Source organism: Micromonospora sp. NPDC050695 (assembly GCF_040654415.1).
Taxonomy (GTDB): Bacteria; Actinomycetota; Actinomycetes; order Mycobacteriales; family Micromonosporaceae; genus Micromonospora.
The window spans coordinates 31,489-48,729 of sequence record NZ_JBFAHZ010000032.1 but is presented as its reverse complement, the minus strand read 5'-3'; the positions used below and the strand labels follow the sequence as shown (position 1 = coordinate 48,729).

At 72.7% G+C, this 17,241-nt stretch carries 16 protein-coding genes and 1 riboswitch; of the genes, 6 read left to right on the top strand and 10 right to left on the bottom strand.

The features are described from left to right. The 3 genes from AB0H52_RS21955 to AB0H52_RS21945 form a co-directional block, all read right to left on the bottom strand. A complete protein-coding gene (locus AB0H52_RS21955) occupies positions 1–1,440 on the bottom strand; it encodes a HAMP domain-containing sensor histidine kinase (RefSeq protein ID WP_151490710.1) in 1,440 nt (479 codons plus the stop codon). Positions 1,441–1,449: 9 nt separating this feature from the next. After that, positions 1,450–2,106 (bottom strand): response regulator transcription factor, encoded by a 657-nt coding sequence (locus tag AB0H52_RS21950; RefSeq protein WP_151490709.1) that lies wholly within the window; start codon positions 2,104–2,106, stop codon positions 1,450–1,452. A gap of 87 nt (positions 2,107–2,193) precedes the next feature. Further along, positions 2,194–2,505, bottom strand: a complete 312-nt coding sequence (locus tag AB0H52_RS21945; RefSeq protein WP_151490708.1) for a hypothetical protein — start codon at positions 2,503–2,505, stop codon at positions 2,194–2,196. A 101-nt stretch (positions 2,506–2,606) separates the two neighbouring features. Between AB0H52_RS21945 and AB0H52_RS21940 the strand changes: the two genes are divergently transcribed. Beyond that, on the top strand, positions 2,607–2,945 hold the full coding sequence (locus tag AB0H52_RS21940; RefSeq protein WP_151490707.1) for a DUF952 domain-containing protein: 339 nt from the start codon (positions 2,607–2,609) through the stop codon (positions 2,943–2,945). A 55-nt stretch (positions 2,946–3,000) separates the two neighbouring features. On the opposite strand, the gene AB0H52_RS21935 is transcribed toward AB0H52_RS21940, so the two are convergent. From AB0H52_RS21935 to AB0H52_RS21925, 3 genes are all read right to left on the bottom strand, one after another. Further along, a complete protein-coding gene (locus AB0H52_RS21935; RefSeq protein ID WP_192580318.1) occupies positions 3,001–4,758 on the bottom strand; it encodes a CDP-glycerol glycerophosphotransferase family protein in 1,758 nt (585 codons plus the stop codon). Positions 4,759–5,110: 352 nt separating this feature from the next. Further along, positions 5,111–7,276 (bottom strand): DUF6077 domain-containing protein, encoded by a 2,166-nt coding sequence (locus AB0H52_RS21930; RefSeq protein WP_151490706.1) that lies wholly within the window; start codon positions 7,274–7,276, stop codon positions 5,111–5,113. Between the two features lie 136 nt (positions 7,277–7,412). Then, positions 7,413–8,012, bottom strand: coding sequence for a TetR/AcrR family transcriptional regulator (locus tag AB0H52_RS21925; RefSeq protein ID WP_151490718.1), 600 nt, complete (start codon positions 8,010–8,012; stop codon positions 7,413–7,415). Between the two features lie 218 nt (positions 8,013–8,230). On the opposite strand from AB0H52_RS21925, the gene AB0H52_RS21920 reads away from it, so the two are divergent. The 4 genes from AB0H52_RS21920 (at position 8,231) to AB0H52_RS21905 (ending at position 13,299) form a co-directional block, all read left to right on the top strand. Beyond that, entirely contained in the window at positions 8,231–9,124 is an 894-nt protein-coding gene (locus AB0H52_RS21920; protein WP_357949614.1) for an ABC transporter permease, read from the top strand. Beyond that, the gene (locus AB0H52_RS21915; RefSeq protein WP_192580317.1) at positions 9,117–9,935 is read left to right on the top strand and encodes an ABC transporter ATP-binding protein; all 819 of its coding nucleotides are present in this window, start codon (positions 9,117–9,119) and stop codon (positions 9,933–9,935) included. Before AB0H52_RS21920 ends, AB0H52_RS21915 begins: the two co-directional genes overlap by 8 nt. 148 nt (positions 9,936–10,083) lie before the next feature. Next, complete coding sequence (locus AB0H52_RS21910) at positions 10,084–11,595, top strand: bifunctional cytidylyltransferase/SDR family oxidoreductase (RefSeq protein WP_357949611.1); 1,512 nt, start codon at positions 10,084–10,086, stop codon at positions 11,593–11,595. A 33-nt stretch (positions 11,596–11,628) separates the two neighbouring features. Then, positions 11,629–13,299 carry a CDP-glycerol glycerophosphotransferase family protein gene (locus AB0H52_RS21905; protein ID WP_357949608.1) on the top strand — a complete coding sequence of 557 codons (1,671 nt, stop codon included), beginning with the start codon at positions 11,629–11,631 and terminating at the stop codon, positions 13,297–13,299. A gap of 4 nt (positions 13,300–13,303) precedes the next feature. Here the strand turns inward: AB0H52_RS21905 and AB0H52_RS21900 are convergent, their stop codons facing one another. Continuing rightward, complete coding sequence (locus AB0H52_RS21900; RefSeq protein WP_151490702.1) at positions 13,304–14,050, bottom strand: alpha/beta hydrolase; 747 nt, start codon at positions 14,048–14,050, stop codon at positions 13,304–13,306. A 170-nt stretch (positions 14,051–14,220) separates the two neighbouring features. Here AB0H52_RS21900 and AB0H52_RS21895 point away from each other — a divergent pair, with 170 nt between their 5' ends. Next, positions 14,221–14,427 carry a hypothetical protein gene (locus tag AB0H52_RS21895; protein ID WP_357949605.1) on the top strand — a complete coding sequence of 69 codons (207 nt, stop codon included), beginning with the start codon at positions 14,221–14,223 and terminating at the stop codon, positions 14,425–14,427. Positions 14,428–14,498: 71 nt separating this feature from the next. Here the strand turns inward: AB0H52_RS21895 and AB0H52_RS21890 are convergent, their stop codons facing one another. The 3 genes from AB0H52_RS21890 to AB0H52_RS21880 all read right to left on the bottom strand — a co-directional run. After that, positions 14,499–15,347 carry a C39 family peptidase gene (locus tag AB0H52_RS21890; protein ID WP_192580316.1) on the bottom strand — a complete coding sequence of 283 codons (849 nt, stop codon included), beginning with the start codon at positions 15,345–15,347 and terminating at the stop codon, positions 14,499–14,501. Between the two features lie 225 nt (positions 15,348–15,572). Continuing rightward, positions 15,573–15,714, bottom strand: a riboswitch (cyclic di-AMP (ydaO/yuaA leader). Between the two features lie 302 nt (positions 15,715–16,016). Next, complete coding sequence (locus AB0H52_RS21885; protein WP_151490700.1) at positions 16,017–16,787, bottom strand: hypothetical protein; 771 nt, start codon at positions 16,785–16,787, stop codon at positions 16,017–16,019. 133 nt (positions 16,788–16,920) lie between these two features. Continuing rightward, a partial coding sequence (locus tag AB0H52_RS21880; RefSeq protein WP_357949602.1) for a hypothetical protein occupies positions 16,921–17,241 on the bottom strand: 321 nt, incomplete at its 5' end.

Sequence of the window (17,241 nt, the reverse complement as noted above, 5' to 3'; positions counted from 1 at the left end):
TCACCCGGCGGGGACGGGCCGCGCCGGCCCGGCGGGTTCGGTGTCCACGGCCACCCGGTCGACCTCGGGAGCGGGTGGCGGCGCCGGAAACCACAGGCCGGCGACCAGCCCCCGCGACTCCCCCGCGCGCATCGTGAGCCGCCCGTCGGAGGCGTCCACCAGCACCGCGACGATGGTCAGGCCGAGCCCCGCGCCGTCGACGTTCTGCGCGTCCGGTGCCCGCCAGAACCGCTCGGTGGCCTGGCCGAGCTGACTCTCGGTCATGCCCGGGCCGGAGTCGCGCACCTCCAGGACCACCCCGTCGTCACGGTGGGCCACCGTCACGGTCACCGCACCGCCTGGCCCGCTGAACTTCACCGCGTTGTCGATCAGCGCGTCCAACGCCTGGTCGACGGCGGTCGGCACGGTCCGGGCGTACGCCGGGGCATCGCTCGTGGCCAGCCGCAGCGTGACCGACCGGTGCCGGGCCAGCGGTGCCCACGCGGCCACCCGGGACGCCGCCACCGCGGCGGCGTCGACGGTGACCCGCTCGTTCTCCTCGCGTTCGGCCCGGGCCAGGGTGAGCAGCGCGTCGAGCACCAGCGCCAGCCGGTCGGTCTCCTCCAGCGCCAGCCGGTGCTCGGAGCGGCCGTCCTCGTCGGTGAGGCTGGGGCCCAGCTCCTCCACCCGCAGCCGCAGCGCGGTGAGCGGGTTACGCAGTTGGTGGCTGGCGTGCGCCACGAAGGCACGCTGCCGGTCCATCACGTCGGAGACCACGTCGGCCATGTGGTTGAAGCCGGCCGCGAGCCGGCGCAGCTCCGGCGGGCCGAGGCGGTGCTGCACCCGGGCGCTCCGGTCGCCCTCCGCGATCACGTGGGTGACCGCGTCCAGTTCGGTGACCGGGCGCAGCACCCAACCGGCCAGCCCGAACGCGGTGAGCACGCAGGCCAGTACGGCGAGCAGACCCGCCAGGGCGAGCAGCAGCCACCAGAGGGCGACGGCCCGGCGGATCGGGTCGGCAGGGGTCACGATCACCACCGCGCCGAGCACCTCGCCACCGTCGCTGACCGGCACGGCCACCACCACCGGCGCGGTCGTCCACGGCCACACCGACCCGGGGGCGCTGGTCTGCTGCCCGGACAGCGCGATGTCCAACACCGAGGCGGTCGCGGCGGGCTGCCACCGCGGCGAGGCGATCAGCGTGCCCCGGTCCCGGTCGACGACGGCCGCTCCGATCGCGTACAGCTCGTCGTAGCTGCGCAGCTCAGACTCGATCGGGTCCGGCCCGCCGCCGCGCAACGTCGGCCCGGCCAGCGACGCGAACCGGGTGGCGTCGGCCAACCGGTCGGCGCGGACCCGTTCGGTCTCGCTCGCGGCCAGGGTGGCGGCCAGCGGGGTCTCCAACGCGATCAGGACGAGCACCATCAACAGCAGATAGCTGATCACCAGGCGGCGGCGCACGACGACCCCTCAGACCTCGCGCAGCCGGTAGCCGACCCCGCGTACGGTCTCCACCAGGCGGGCGTCGCCCAACTTGCCGCGCAGCGACCCGACGTGCACCTCGACGGTGTGCCGGTCGGCCCAGGTGGTGCCCCAGGCGTCGAGCAGGATGCGGTCGCGGGGCACCGCCACGCCGGGCTGACGGGCCAGCGAGAGCAGCACGTCGAACTCCTTGCGGGTCAACGCGACCAGCCGGCCGTCCACCGTCACCGTCCGGGCGGTCACGTCGATGCGCACCGACCCGGCCTCGATCAGGTGCCGCTCGGGTGCCGCGTTCGCGGCTCGGCGCAGCACCGCCTCGATGCGGGCCTGCAACTCCACCATCGAGAACGGTTTGACGACGTAGTCGTCGGCGCCGAGGCGCAGCCCGAGCACGCGGTCGCGTTCCTCGCCCCGTGCGGTGACCGCGATGATGCCGAGCTGGCTGCTGCGCCGGCGCAACGCCCGGCACAGGTCGGTGCCGTCCCCGTCGGGCAGCGTCAGGTCGAGCAGCACCAGATCGCACGGGGCGGCCGAGAGCGCGGCGGCGACGGTGGCCGCGTGCTCCACCTGGTATCCGCGCCGGGTGAGGGCCGAGGAGAGCGCAGCGGCCACCCGGCGGTCGTCCTCCACCAGCAGGATGCGCACCCGTGCCCCCGTCCCTCGCAGCGCCGTCCTGCGAATGGTGGCAGAAGCGCGCGGTGAGTGGGAGGCCCGCCCACCGGGGGCGGCCGGTCAGAGGCCGAAGACGTCGTCCGCGACGGCGTCCCGGACGCCGTCGGTGAAGCCCCGGAAACCCGGGTCGTCGTGGCGGGCCGGCACGCTGGTGACGTTGACCCCGCTGGCCTGGGTAACCGCGTCGACCAGGGGCGGATAGTCGATCTCGGCGTCGTCGAAGGCGTCGTCGTCCGCCTCGGCCAGATTGATCACGTGCTGCACGTCGTCCGACGGGGTGTCCGGATCCGCGGCCCACTCGCCGCCGGCCCGGTAGCACTCGCCGTACAGCGCGCGCTGGCTGTCGGTCCAGTCGTCGTCGTAGTTCTCCATCGCCATCCCCTCCGCGGCCGCTCCACCTGAGCATGCCGGGCGACGACCGGCGTCGGCGGCGGTACGGCCGAAACGCGTACCGGCCGACGTAGGCTGCGGAGGTGATCTACAAGCTGCTGCCGACCGTGGAGTGGGACGACGCCCGGGCGGCCGGGCACCTGGCCGGCTCGGCGGTGGACCGGCAGGACGGTTTCATCCACCTCTCCGCCGCCGACCAGGTGGTGGAGACGGCCCGTCGGCACTTCGCCGGCGCCACCGGGCTGACCCTGCTGAGCGTCGACGAGCAACGGTTGGGCGACGTGCTGCGCTGGGAGCCGTCGCGGGGCGGGCACCTCTTCCCGCACCTGTACGGTCCACTGCCGGTCACCGCGGTGGTGGCCGCGCGGGTGTTGCCGGTGGACGTCCCGGTCGCCGACGCGGTGGCCGCGCTGCTGGACTGACACGACCACGCCCCGGTCCGACGGTGTCGGGCCGGGGCGCGGAGCGGTGCGCCGATCAGCGGCAGAGGCGGCCGATCTCCTCCTGGAACCGGTCCATCGGGTTGGCCTCGGCCGGCCCGAGCAGGTAGGTCTTCAGCTCCCGGCGGGCCTCGGTCATCGGGTCGTCACCGGCCCGGGTCACCGACACGATCTTCTCCAGCTCGCCGCAGTCCCTGGAGAGCAGGTACGCGGCCCGCGCGGTCGGGAACTCGCGGCGGAACTCGTCCTCCGGCAGGCCGGCCGGGTTGGCCACCACGTACGGGCGCTGGCTCTGTACGAAGTCCGAGACCACACTGGACACGTCGCTGATCAGCAGGTCGGTCTGGTTGAAGCAGTCGAACAGCGCCGGCGTGCGGCCGGTGATGACCAGGTGCGTGGTGCCGTCCAGGGAGGACGCGTTCGGGTTGCCGCCGGCGGAGCGGATCGCGTCGACGATCCGCTCGTGCACGGTCCGGGCCGCCTTCGACCGCGACCCGGTGAGCGGGTGCGGCTTGTAGATCAGGCGCACCCCGGGGGTCGTGGCCAGCACCCCCTTGACGATCCGCTCACCCATCAGCACCAGCGAGGTGTGGTACGGGTCGTCGTCGAGCCAACCCTCCCAGGTGGGCGCGTACAACACGGTGAACGGCCGGTCCACCGACTCGGCGCCGAAGGTGTGCACCCCGGCGAGCTGCGGCCGGCCGATCTCCACGATGTCGGAGTCGAGCACCCCCACGCCGGCCCGGGCGTACCGCTCCCGGCCCGCCAGGCCGGCGACCCACACCTCGTCGTACACCTTGCTGTAGGGGTTGACGCTGGCCTGCTTGTCGCTGTCACCGTGCCCGACGAAGACGTGCTTCGTGCCGGGCTCGCGCAGCATGTGGATGTTCGCGCCGACGTTCGCGGCGTACAGCGCCGCGCGGATGCTGCCGAGTTCGAGGTTCATGAAGTCCACCCCGGTCGGTACGCAGATCACCGGCAGCCGCGTGTCGGCCAGCTCCAGGAACGCGTCCCGGCTGCGCATCAGCACCACCGCGCGCTGCTGGAGCGCCTCGGTCGGGGCGAGCCACATGTTCGCCTGGTAGACGTCCTTCGCCGGGCCGGCGAAGTAGAGCGCCACCTCGGGCCGGTAGGTGTCCAGCCAGCGCTGGACGGCCGGCAGCAGCGGGTCCTGCCCCGCGCCCCGGCCACGCAGCCAGGTCAGCGCGATGATCGCGCCCACCACGCCGGTCGCCACCACGGCCACCGCGGCGGCGACGAAGAACGGCGTCACGTCGTGCTGGACCGCGGCGGCCACGGCGGCCGGCACCAGCAGCAGGTTGAGCAGGGGCATCCGGTCACCGGCGACAGCTGCCGCCCAGGCCGGCGGCTGCGGGGCGGCGGACAGCGGACCCAGCTCGATGTTGCGCACCATGGCGGAGAGCGGGTTACGACGCTCGATCATCGTGGAGAACGCCCCGGCGAAGACCGACACGACCCACACCGCGGCGGGCAGGGCGAGCAGCAGGGTCAGCTCACCGCCGGTGAGCGGGACCTCGGCGGCGACCAGCAGCACGGCGGCGAGGTCCCGGGTCAACTGCCGGTACGACCAGTGCAGGCCGACCTTCTCCAACAACAGCGGCGACGACGGGGACCAGCGGGCCACGGCGAACTCGCCGACCACCGCGACAAGGCCGGCGACGGCGAACAGACCGACCCATCCGAAGGTGCCGGCGACGAGCATGACCAGGTAGGACAGCACCAGCAGTGCGGCCTGGGCGGCCACCCCGATACGTCCTGTCAACGTGCCGAACAACGAGTTTCGCTCCCTACGAGTTTGATGACCGGCTTGGGCGGGTGGTCCCCGACGCCGATCGCGTCCGGCCGCTCTCCCGCTCTTCGCGCAGGCCGTTCCCCATCACCGAGCTCCTGAGGTGCAGTGTGCCGCGCGGCAGCCCGAGCACGGGGCCGGCCGCCTGCGCGTGACTGCGACCTTAACGCGAGAGGGCGTGACGGCATCGCCCGGGTATCGGGTGACAATCCGGTCAAACGCGCACCGGCAGCCCCGGCCGGTGCGCGGTACCGCGTCGGACGGCGGACCTGCCGTCCGACCGAAGCGCCACACACCGGCATTCGGGCAGCTCGACCGCCGCTGGCGGCCGGGCAGCTCAACCGCCGCTGGCGGCCGGGCCGGACGTCGTGGTGCGGTAGCAGATCATCCCGCCCGGGGACTTGCGCGAGGCGACCCGCACCAGACCCAGAGCGGGTGCCGCGTCGTTGCCGACCTTGTTGGTCCTCCACAGGCAGACCGCGGCCACGTCGACCCGGCGCAGGGCCGCGTCGACCTCGGCGACCGACGGCATCGGCTCGACGCCGTCGGCGAACCTGCCCAGCAACAGCCGGTCCTTGGCGAACGGGGTGTCCATGCCGTAGTCGGTGAGATAGAGGTCCCGGGCCATCACCACCCGGGTGCGGGTGGTGACCTGGGGCATGGCCCGCATGACCGACGTGGGGGCGAGCACCAGCCCGTCCGGCAGGTCCTGCCGGGTGATCCAGAACGTCACGTTCTTGCGCGTGTCCGGCATCCGCCAACTCGGCTTGTCCTGCAGGACATTGGCCGTCCACATCGGCTCGCCAAGGTTGAAGAAGGCGAGCACCAGGGCGACCGGGATCGCGAAGGCCAGGGCCCGGTTCGGCCAGGCGAGCCGGGGCCGTCGGGGCAGTCGGATCGTCGCCAGCAGGCCGACGAACAGCGGCACCGGCAGGATCCACGGCACCCGCCACAGCACCGCCGCCAAGCCGGTGAGTTCGGCGCCCACCACCAGGACACCGGGTACGAGCAGCAGCGTCACGGTCAGCACGGCGCTGGCGCTCAACAGTCGTGGCGCGCCGCGACGCAACAGCAGCGGGGAACTCCACATGGCCACGCCGGCGATGACACCGAGCACGCCGAGCCACAGGCTGAACTCGTAGACGGCGCGCGGTTCCTGCACCTCGGTGTACGTGGCGATGACGTTGTCGAGGCCGTTCGTGGTGAGTCGGGTGAGCACGCCGGACAGCAGCGGGTACGCGGCGGCGGCGGCGAAGCACAGGACCGCCTCGCGGGGACGCCGCAGGAGCAGCAGCACCGCGGCGACCGTCGCCGCCAGGAGCGGCAGCAGGATGACCGCGGTGGTGGTCAGCCCGACGGCGGCGACCGAGAGCAGCGCGAGCAGGGCGAGGGCCCGCCGGGACCGGTTCTCCAGGAAGTCCGTGAGGTACACCCAGGCGAGCGGGACGAGCCCGTGGACGAACACGCTCTTGCCCTGCGTGAGCCGGGGCAGGTGGTAGGTGTTCAACACGTCCGGGGCACCCGCCACGAGCAGGATGTACGCCAGGGCCACACCGAAGACCAGCAGCGGACGCCGGGGCGCCCACCGCAGCACCAGCCGCCACAGCGCGAAGATCACGAAGACGGCCAGCAGCGGGAGCATGAGATACCAGGTCACCGAGGCGGCGTGCACGTGCAGGACACGCGCGAGCGCACCGATGAACACCTCGAACGAGGGGATCGGCGGGTTCGCCGTACCGCCGGGGAGGACGCCCTCGGTGAACAGGAAGTCCCGGAACGGGATCTCGTCGCGTTCGGCCACCCAGACCGACTTGCCGACGTAGAAGACGTCGTCGAGGGACACCCGGGCGAGCAGCGTCGCGAAGTACGCGGCGGCCAGCGAGACGGCGAGCACCACGTAGCCCTGCACCGAGGTGGTCACCGCGCCGGCGGTCGCGGGAGAGCCGCCGACGGTGACGCCGAAGCCGGTCGTCGCGCCCCGCACCCGCAGCGACGTCCACACCGAGACGATCGCGACGACGCCGAGGGCGATCGCCAACCACCAGGTGAGCTGGTCGGTGCCGAGGGCCGCGAGCAGTGCCGCGCCGGTCGCCGCACCGATCGGAAGGACGTAGCGGCGCAGCAGTGTCGCGCGTCCGACCGCGGCCGGCGACGCCTCGGGCGACTCGTCCGCCGTCTCGGCGCCGGTGGTCGGGATCGGCTCGCCGGCCCGGCGACGGGAGCGCAGCCGCCACCCGACGGCCACCGTGATCACCATGGCGACGGCCCAGGCGGCCAGGACCACCGAGGGGCGCAGGTCCAGGGCGAGGTTGAGGTGGTAGAGCAACGTCCAGAGCGCGAAGCTGACGATCGCGGCGTCGGTGAGGACGACAGGTAGCGCGGCCACGGCGGCGTTGACGCGTCGGACCAGAGCACCCGAGCCTGATCGTCGGCCACCCGGCGCCGTGGGCGTGCCCCGGTCGGCTGGCGCAGGTGCCTCCACAACGTCCTGGACTTCCGTCACGAGCCGTCCTTGTCGTCTATCCGTGTACGCCCGGGGCCGGACCGCCCTGGGATCGACACGGGAGGGTGTCCGAATTGGCGGGTGCAGCCTACCGGGCTCGTACCGGGTACGCGGGGGTGCCCGGCGGCAGCGCGAGTCACGTCCCCACGCCCGCGCCGTGCTGGTGGGGCACCCCGCTCTGCACGCCGAGTCCGGCGACGACGGACTCGACCAGACGGTCCAGGTAGCTGTCGGTGAGGGGCAGTCGGGCGATGGCGAGCCGCCAGTAGAGCGGGCCGACGATGAGATCGATCGCGGCGTCCGGGTCGGTGTCGGCCGGTAGCTCACCGCGCTGCACGGCCCGGCTGACCAGGCGACCACCGATGTCCTGCTGGCGGGCGTGCAGCACCTCACGCAGGGTCGCGTCGATGCTGGGGTTGCGGGCGGCCTCGGCCAGCAGGTCCGGAATGATCTGCGAGGCCAGCGGGTGGCGCAGGGCGTGCGCCACGGCCTGGAACAGCAGCGCGAGGTCGCCGCGCAGGGTGCCGGTGTCCAGCGCCGGGAGCTTGCCGTGCGCCGCCGCGGCGACGATCTCCACCACCAGGTCGAGCTTGGAGTTCCACCGCCGGTAGATCGCGGTCTTGCTGACGCCGGCCCGGCGGGCGACCGCCTCGATGGAGAGGCGGCCGTAGCCGACCGCGGCGAGCTCCTGCATCAGGGCGCGCCGGATGGCCGTGGTGATCTCGCCACGGAGCACCGCCGCACCGGCCGGGGTACGCCTCTTCTCGGTCGTCACCAGGGGCTCTTCTCACAGGTCACGCGGACCAGAGTAGCGCAACGACGATACGGTTGCGTCCCGACGTGTTTCGGACTACTGTCCACGCAGCGGCGAGGCGGCGCCCCGCGCACCCATCCCACTAGGATTCCATCGTCGCGAGCAACCCCGTCTGCACGAAAGATCGGAGCGCCATTTCCATGGCCACCACCGCGCTGGTCGACCCCGACACGGGCCTGACCCAGGCGCAGCTGGCCGCTCGGCACGGGCTGCGGGTCGCCGGTGAGCGACCCAGCCTCGTCGAGTACAGCCGCCGACTGTGGGCCTACCGGCACTTCATCGCCGCGTACGCCAACGCCAAGCTGGTCGCCTCGTACAGCAACGCCAAGCTGGGTCAGCTCTGGCAGGTGCTCACCCCGCTGACCAATGCGGCGGTCTACTACCTGATCTTCGGGGTGGTGCTGGCGCAGAACAGCATTCCGAACTTCATCGCGTACCTGACCACCGGGCTGTTCATCTTCAACTTCACCCAGAGCGCGGTCCTGGCCGGCACCCAGTCGATCAGCAGCAACCTGGGGCTGATCCGGGCGCTGCACTTCCCCCGGGCCAGCCTGCCGCTGTCCACCACGATCACCCAGTTCCAGCAGCTGCTGGCCTCGATGGTCGTGCTGATCGGCATCGTGCTGGTCACCGGCGAGCCGATCACCCTGAAGTGGTTGCTGCTGGCGCCGGCCCTGCTGCTGCAGGCGGTGTTCAACGCCGGCGTGGTGCTGCTGGTGGCCCGGCTGGGCTCCAAGTCGAGCGACCTGAAGCAGGTCATGCCGTTCGTCATGCGCACCTGGATGTACTGCTCCGGCGTCCTCTACAGCGTCAGCCTCTTCGAGCGGCTGCCCGCCTGGGCGACGACGCTGGTGCAGTACAACCCGCTGCTGGTCTACATCGAGCTGGCCCGCTACTCCCTGCTCGAACAGGCGCCGCTGCTCAACGAGTCGCTGACCCAGCTCTGGCTGGTCGCGGCCGGTTGGGCGCTGGTGGCCGGGATCGGCGGTTTCATCTACTTCTGGCGCGGCGAACAGGAGTACGGCCGTGGTTGAGCACATCGGGGCCCCCACCGAGGCGACCGCGACACTGACCGCCACGCAGGAGCGCATCCCGACCGTGGTGGTCGACGACGCGCACATCATCTACCGGGTGCACCAGGGCGCCGCCGGTGGCACCACACCGGTCGCCGCGCTGCGCCGGCTGGTGAAGCGCACGCACGCGCCGAACGTCCGGGAGGTGCACGCGGTCAAGGGCGTCTCGTTCACCGCGTACCGGGGCGAGGCGATCGGGCTGATCGGCAGCAACGGCTCCGGCAAGTCCACCATCCTGCGGGCCATCGCCGGCCTGCTGCCGGTCAACCGGGGCGCGATCCACACGCAGGGGCAGCCGTCGCTGCTCGGCGTGAACGCGGCACTGCTCAACGACCTGTCCGGTGAGCGCAACGTGGTGCTCGGATGCCTGGCCATGGGCATGCACCCGGACGAGGTGGCCAAGCAGGCCGCGGGGATCATCGACTTCTCCGGGATCAACGAGCGGGGCGACTTCGCCAGCCTGCCGATGCGGACGTACTCGTCGGGCATGGCGGCCCGCCTGCGCTTCTCCATCGCCGCCGCAAAGAAGCACGACGTGCTCCTCATCGACGAGGCGCTCGCCACCGGCGACAAGGGCTTCCGCAAGCGCAGCGAGCAGCGGGTGCGGGAGCTGCGTGAGGGCGCCGGCACGGTGTTCCTGGTCAGCCACCAGCTCTCCTCGGTACGGGACACCTGCGAGCGGACAATCTGGCTGGAATCGGGCCTCATTCGGATGGACGGGCCGACCGACGAGGTCATCCGGGCGTACGAGGCGTACGCGAACAGCAAATAGAGCGACGCCATCGACACGACGCCATCGACACGACGCCATGGACCGCGTCGCCCGCGTTGGGGCGGCGCGGTCCGCGCGTTAAGGTTCATTCCGTCGCCGCTCGGGCGGAACCTTCCGTTAACGCATTCCTGAGAGTGAGGATCCGGCAATGACGCAGGACCAGACCACTGGCCCGGACGCCGCAACGGAGACCCCGACGCCGTGGCGGCCCTCGCGGACAGTGGCCGTGGTGCTGGCCGGCGGCACCGGCACCCGGCTGGGCCTCGGCATCCCGAAGCAACTGCTGAAGATCGCCGGTAAGCCGATCATCGAGCACACCCTGGCCGTCTTCGAGGCCGCACCGGAGATCGACGAGATCATCGTGCTGATGGCCACCAGCCACGTCGAGGACGCCCGGCAGATCGTCGAGAAGGCCGGCCTGCGCAAGGTCACCAAGGTGATCGAGGGCGGCGACACCCGCAACGCGACCACCCGCATCGCCCTGGACGCCGTCGGCCCGGCCGACTGCAACATCCTTTTCCACGACGCGGTACGCCCGCTGCTCAGCGGCCGGATCGTCCGCGAGTGCGTGAACGCGCTCTGGACCTACGACGCCGTGGACGTGGCCATCCCCTCCGCAGACACGATCATCCAGGTCGACGACAACGACTGCATCACCGACATCCCGGTGCGTTCGCGGCTGCGCCGCGGCCAGACCCCGCAGGCGTTCCGCTCCCCCACCATCCGCGAGGCGTACCGGATCGCCGAGGGTGACCCGGACTTCGCCGCCACCGACGACTGCGGCGTGGTGCTGCGGTACCTGCCCGGCACCCCGATCAAGGTGATCGACGGTTCCGACGAGAACATCAAGGTCACCCACCCGGTCGACGTGCACCTGGCGGACAAGCTCTTCCAGCTCGCCGCCGCGCAGGCCCCCCGGCTCACCGACCACCGCAGCTACACCGAGGAGCTGACCGGCCGCACCATCGTGGTGTTCGGCGGCAGCTACGGCATCGGCCACGAGCTGACCGAGCTGGCCCGGCGCTACGGCGCGCAGGTCTTCCCGTTCAGCCGCTCCACCACCGGCACCCACGTCGAGCGCGCCGAGGACGTCGAGGCCGCGCTGAAGACCGCCTTCGACGCCACCGGCCGCATCGACCACGTGGTGGTCACCGCCGGGATCCTGGAGAAGGGCGCCCTCGCCGAGATGGACGAGGAGACCATGGACCGACTCCTCCAGGTCAACTTCGTCGGCCCGGTGACCATCGCCCGGCAGTCCCTGCCCTACCTCCAGCAGACCAAGGGCCAACTGCTGCTCTACACCTCCAGCTCGTACACCCGGGGGCGGGCCCGCTACGCGCTCTACTCCGCCACCAAGGCCGCCCTGGTCAACCTCACCCAGGCCCTCGCCGACGAGTGGGCTGACGTCGGCGTACGCGTCAACTGCATCAACCCGGAGCGGACCGCCACCCCGATGCGTACCCGGGCCTTCGGCGAGGAGCCGGAGCACACCCTGCTGGCCGCGGAGGCCGTCGCCCAGTCGTCGCTGGACGTGCTGATCTCCGACCTGACCGGCCAGGTCATCGACGTACGCCGGGCACCCGGTGACGGACCGGCCGTGCCGGCGCAGTCCGGGCCGGACCGGGCCGAGGCGCCGGCCGGCGTGGCGTCCGCGAACTGACGTCGACGGCTGCGGAACCACGAACGGAGCGACATGCGCGGCGACCTGGTCCGAAAGCTGGCCGCCCGGTGCCTGAGCACCGGGTTGGCCGTGCTGGCCTTTGTCGTGCTGGCGCTCACCGACGCCACCGGCTGGGGGTTGGCGCTGGCCGTCGCCGCGCTGGCCGGCTCGGCCGCCGAGCAGCGGATCCGTCCGACCGCTGACCTCGTCGCCGAGACGACGCTGATCGCCGCCGCGATCCTGGTCGGTTACTCCCGGCCGCTGGACGACGGGCTCGACCTCGCGCTGGTCGCCACCGCGCTGGTCCTGCTGGGGCTGGTGCTGCTGGTGGGGCCGCTGCGCACCGCCGGCAATCTGGAGATCCGGGCCGCCAACCTGCCGGTGCGTGCCTGGACGCCGCTGATCGCCGACCGGCTCGGCACCGCCCTGCTCGGGCTGCTCGCCGTGGTGGCCCTCGCCGCCGCGCTGACCCTGCCGGCCGGCGTGGCCCTGGCCGCCACCGTGCTGCTGGGCGCGGGAGCCGGGGCGGTCGCCCTGGACCTGGCCCGGCGGCGGTTCCGCCCGGCCGTCGGCGGCGGTGCGGTGGCGCGCGCCCTGCGCCGGCACGAGCCGGAGTTCCTGCTCTACTTCTCCGCGCCGCCCGGCTCGGAATACCAGGTCACCATGTGGCTGCCGTACCTGCAGCGGATCGGCCGGCCGTTCCTGGTCGTGCTGCGCGAGCCGGAGTTCCTGGCCCCGATCGCCGCGGCCACCGACGCGCCGGTGGTCTACTGCCCCACCCTGCGGTCGCTGGACGAGGCGCTGGTGCCGAGCCTGCGCGCGGCGTTCTACGTCAACCACGGCGCGAAGAACAGCCACTGCATCCGCTTCACCCAGCTCACCCACGTGCAGTTGCACCACGGCGACAGCGACAAGGCGCCGAGCGCCAACCCGGTGTCGGGGATCTTCGACCGGATCTTCGTGGCGGGGCCGGCGGCGATCGACCGATACGCCCGCGCCGGGGTGCAGATCCCGGCGGACAAGTTCGTGGTGGTGGGCCGCCCACAGGTCGAGTCGATCGAGGTACGCCCCGAGCCGGCGCGGGGGTTGGCGCAGCCCACCGTGCTCTACACCCCGACCTGGACCGGGCACCACGCCGACGCCGACTACTGCTCGCTGCCGGTGGCCGAGAAGCTACTGCGTCGGCTGCTGGAGCGCGGCGCGACCGTGATCCTGCGGGCCCACCCGTACACGGCGCAGAACCCGGCGTCGGCACGCCAACTGGCCCGCCTGACCGAACTGCTGGTCGCCGACCGGGCCCGCAGCGGACGCCCGCACATCGTCGGCGCGGCCGCCCGCGAGCTGAGCCTCACCGAGTGCGTCAACCGCTCGGACGCGCTGGTCTCCGACGTGTCCGGGGTGATCTCGGACTACCTCTACTCCGGCAAGCCGTACGCGGTCACCGACATGGGCGACGAGGGTGACCGGTTCACCGAGCGGTTCCCGTTGGCCGGGTCGGGTTACGTGCTGCGCCGGGACATGTCCAACGTGGACGAGGTGCTGACCGACCTACTGGACACCGACCCGTCCGCCGAGGCGCGGTGGACCACCCGCCGCCGTTACCTCGGTGACTTCCCGGCCGAGTCGTACGCCGAGGGGTTCCTGAGCGCCGCCCGCCGCGAGCTGGCGCCGGCGCAGGCCCTGCCCACCCCGGCCCGCGTGTAGCGGCTCAGCGGTACGCGTCGAGCAGGGCCAGCACGGCCGCCGGGTCCTCCACGTGCGCGTTGTGCCCGAGCCCGGGCAGCGTGGCGACGGGTACGCCGTACTCCTTGAGCTGCGCGTCGGTGACCATCGGGTCGTGCTCGCCGCGGGCCAGCACCACCGGCACGTCGGTCGCCGCGAGCAGTGCCGCCAGGTCGGGCTCACCGACGGCGAACGCGGTCGGATCCATGGCGAGACGCCACCGGCCGTCGACCCGCCGGAGCCCGGCGTCCACGACCGGGTGGTCCGGTGGGAGCAGGCCGGCCAGCCCGGACACCCGCAGGTAGCGGCGGGCTGCCTCGGTGCGGCTGGCGAACCAGCTGACCGGACGGGCGGCGAGGTCGGCGGTGCGGCTCAGCTCGGCGGGCGACCAGACCGCCTTGATGCCCACCCCGACCACCGCGTCCACCGGCAGCCCGGCGTCGCGGGCGGCCAGCGCGAGACCGACCACGCCGCCCAACGAGTGCCCGAGCACGACGAGCCGGTCGTCGGCTGCCAGGCCGTGGGCGATCCGGTCGGCGAGGCCCGCGAAGGAGTACGACGGCAGCGGCGCCGACCAGCCGTGGCCGGCGAGGTCCGGGGCGAGCCACCGCCCGGGCCAGTGCTGCTCCAGCAACGGCGCCGAGGGCAGCCACACGTCGCCGGTCGCCCCCATCCCGTGCAGTAGCAGCAGGACCGGCCCACGCCCGGCGCGACCACCCGATTCATCCCCCACGGCCGCAGTCTCCCACGGTTCGCGGCCAGGTACGAGCGTCGTGCGCGGACCCGACCGACAAAGATCCACTGTAGAGTGCGGCACCTGGACGGGGCATCGTCGTCGCGGAGAGGAGCCCTCGTGCTCAGCAGGTATCGACGAGCCTGTTGAACGCCTCCACGATCCGGATCGTGGGGATCGACGCGAACCGCACGGGCATCGCGGCCGGCACGCTGAGCGGCTACGGCATGACCGGGTACGGGTCGGCCGCCACCAGCGGCTCCAGCAAGATCGACTATCTGTTCGTGAAGGGAAGCGTGCGGCCGTCCAGCATCGGCCACACGGTCAGCGGGACGAAGTCGAACCACCTCGCGCTGTACGGCTTCATCGACTACTGAGCGGGACACGAAGACGCCGCGGGCGCCGCCCCCTCGTGGGAGACGGCGCCCGCGGCGCTCCACCGCCTGGGTCAGGCGGAGTAACCCCGGGTGGCGATCCAGTTGGCCAGGTCGATCGTGGTGACCCAGTACGACGGGTCGGCAGCGTTCGCCGAGTCGGCGATCCGCACGGTCCGACCGTTGTCCTTGTAGCCCACGACGGCGATGTAGTGCCCGCCGCCGTAGGAGTGCCAGCCGCCGTCGGTGTCGGTGGCGTCGCCGACCACGTTGGCCACCACGCCACGACCGTCGGTGATCGCGGCGACCACGTCGGCCTGGAGGCGATCCATCTGGGCCGGGCTGGGCGAGCCGGCGAACATCCGGGTCCGGTACGGAGAGCCCTTCACCTCGGCGTTGAGCACCCGGGTGGTGTCCTCGGCCGAGTTGGTGCCCATCTCGGTGGTGCCCAGCTCGACGGCGAGTTCGTCCAGGGTGCGGTCGACACCGCTGGCGCTGAGCGCGTTGCGGGTGGCCGCCGGACCACAGTTGTAGTAGGTGTTCTGCGCCTCGTAGTCGTAGTCGAGCACCTTGGTCGCGGGCGGCTTCGGCGGCGTCGGCTTCCGGGTGAGGTCCGGGTTGCCGCTGGCCTTCGCGGCGGGCGACGCGGCGCTGGCGGCCGGGGCGGCGGTGCTGGGCGCGACGCTGGCCGAGGGGGCCGCGACGCGCGCCTGGCTGCGGGACGCGGCGGTGTCGCTGCGCATCTCGGCGACCGTGGTCGCGGTGTGCTGGCTGGCCGGGGCGCCGTCAGCGTCGGCGAGCAGGACACCGGTGGTGGTCGCGATCGCGAGGGCCGCGGCGGAGGCGGCGACGATCTGGTACGGGCGCTCGGTGCTGAGGCGGCGGAGCTGACGGTGCAGGGTGTGCTTCACGGGGTCCTCCACGGTTCGGGGGGAGAGCGGCACACCGGGGCCGAGCCGGTATCCGGGCAGGCGCCAGCGCGCGGACCGGGTCCGCGGATGGTGAACCGCTCAGGGGAACGCCCGGCGCGGCCGGGCGGGAAAAACGGTGACCCGGGGGTCAGCTCACCGACCGGATGAGCGGGGGCACCGTGGCGCCGTGGAGGCGGAGGAACAACCGAGGGGTGGAAAGGTGCTGCACGAGGATGGAACTCCTTCCGACACCGCCTACCGGGTTAGCTGACGGATTCGGGCGGGAAGATCGCCCTACCGCGGGCCGTGGCTCGCGGATTCACCCCGGACTTACTGATGGGTCCCCGGTTCGTTGATCACGATTGAGCGGGTCGGCGCGGCGTCGCCTCTTGCGATCGGTTACCGCACCGGACGGGACGACAATACTGGCCGGTTCAAGCCCTTGCCAAGCCGTGTCCACCTGCGTAAACATCATTTCGCCCGACAATTTCTGCGCGTATTGCCGATGACGTGACTCGATGGGACAACCGGTGACGGCGACGCCTGTGGTCGACAACCGGACAGGCCGCCGGCAACGTCGCCAAAATCGCGGGACCAATCGGGCCGATCGCGCCGGACGCCCGATTTCCCGGGCCCGTGACCGGGCTCACAGCACAGATCGGGCTCAACCGCAGATCGGGCTCATCCGACGCGAGCCGGACGCCACCGCGCCACCACCGCGGGACGGAACACCCGGGTCGCCGTCCGGCGGGCCGGCACCGCGGTCGGCCGGAGCCGGGCGGCCGCCGCGTACGCCTCCTCAGCGAGAGTGCGGGCCGACTCGGCGGCCAACTCGGCGTCCCGCCAGGCCGACCGCTCCCGCCCGGCGGCCACCACGTAGTCGGCGCGCCTCGCGTCCCTGATCGCCCGGGCGATCAGGGCCTCCTGCTCGACCGGGTGCCGGCGGGGATCCCACCCGCGCCGGTGCCCGAACACGTCGCCGAGCTGCCCCATGGTCAACTCTCCGCGCCAGTGCGCCGCCATCGCGGCGCGGTGCAGGTAACGCTCCCGAGCGGCGTACTCCGCAGGAGTGTGCGGCGTGCGCGGGGTGGGCAGCGCCCCGGCCCCGGCGAAGCGACGGGCCGCGGCGTCCGCCTCGTCGTAGCGGGCCCAGGCCCGTTCCACCCGCTCCTGACTGATCAGCCAGTCAGCGCGTCGCCGTCGGGCGGTCTGGGCCGCGCCGGCCGCCGCGACGGCCACCTCCTCGGCGTAGCGCCGCAGGTCGGCGGCCTCGGCCGCGGCCACCTCACGGGCGGTGGGCGCGGTTGGGGCTGGCTCCCCCGTCGGCCCGCCCCGCTCCGGGCGGGCGACCAGGACGGCCAGCACGCTGAACGCCAGCAGGAACAGGGCCGACCAGATGGCGGCGGCCTGGGGCACCTCGGTCAGAAACTGGTAGAAGACGACGGTCTCCATGGTCGACACCTCGGAACGAGAGCGATGCGATGGTGGCCGCACGGGCCGACCGGATCGCGGCGGGGCCACGGGTCGGCGGGTGCGGGGCTGGTGGATCGACAGGGCGCGGCGGCGGAACGGTCGTCCCGGTGGATCAGCGGCGGGGCGGAGCCCGCGGCGCCCGGCTGGTCGGCCCGTCGGTGTGCGGCAGCCGGTCGGCCCCGGCCACCCGCACCGGAGTCACGCCCAGGGCGACGACGACGTTTCGGGCGGCCAGGCTTGCCGGCTGCGGATCGGCCGACCGTGCCGCGATGCGCGGGTCAGCGGCATCGCCGGCGGTGGCCGACGGCGCCTGTCCTCCGACAGAAGCGAGCCGGCCGGACGGCGCGAGGGGCCCGGCGGTGAACGCCGACGGCGCGAGGGGCCCGGCGGTGAACGCCGACGGCGCGAGGGGCCCGGCGGTGAACGCCGACGG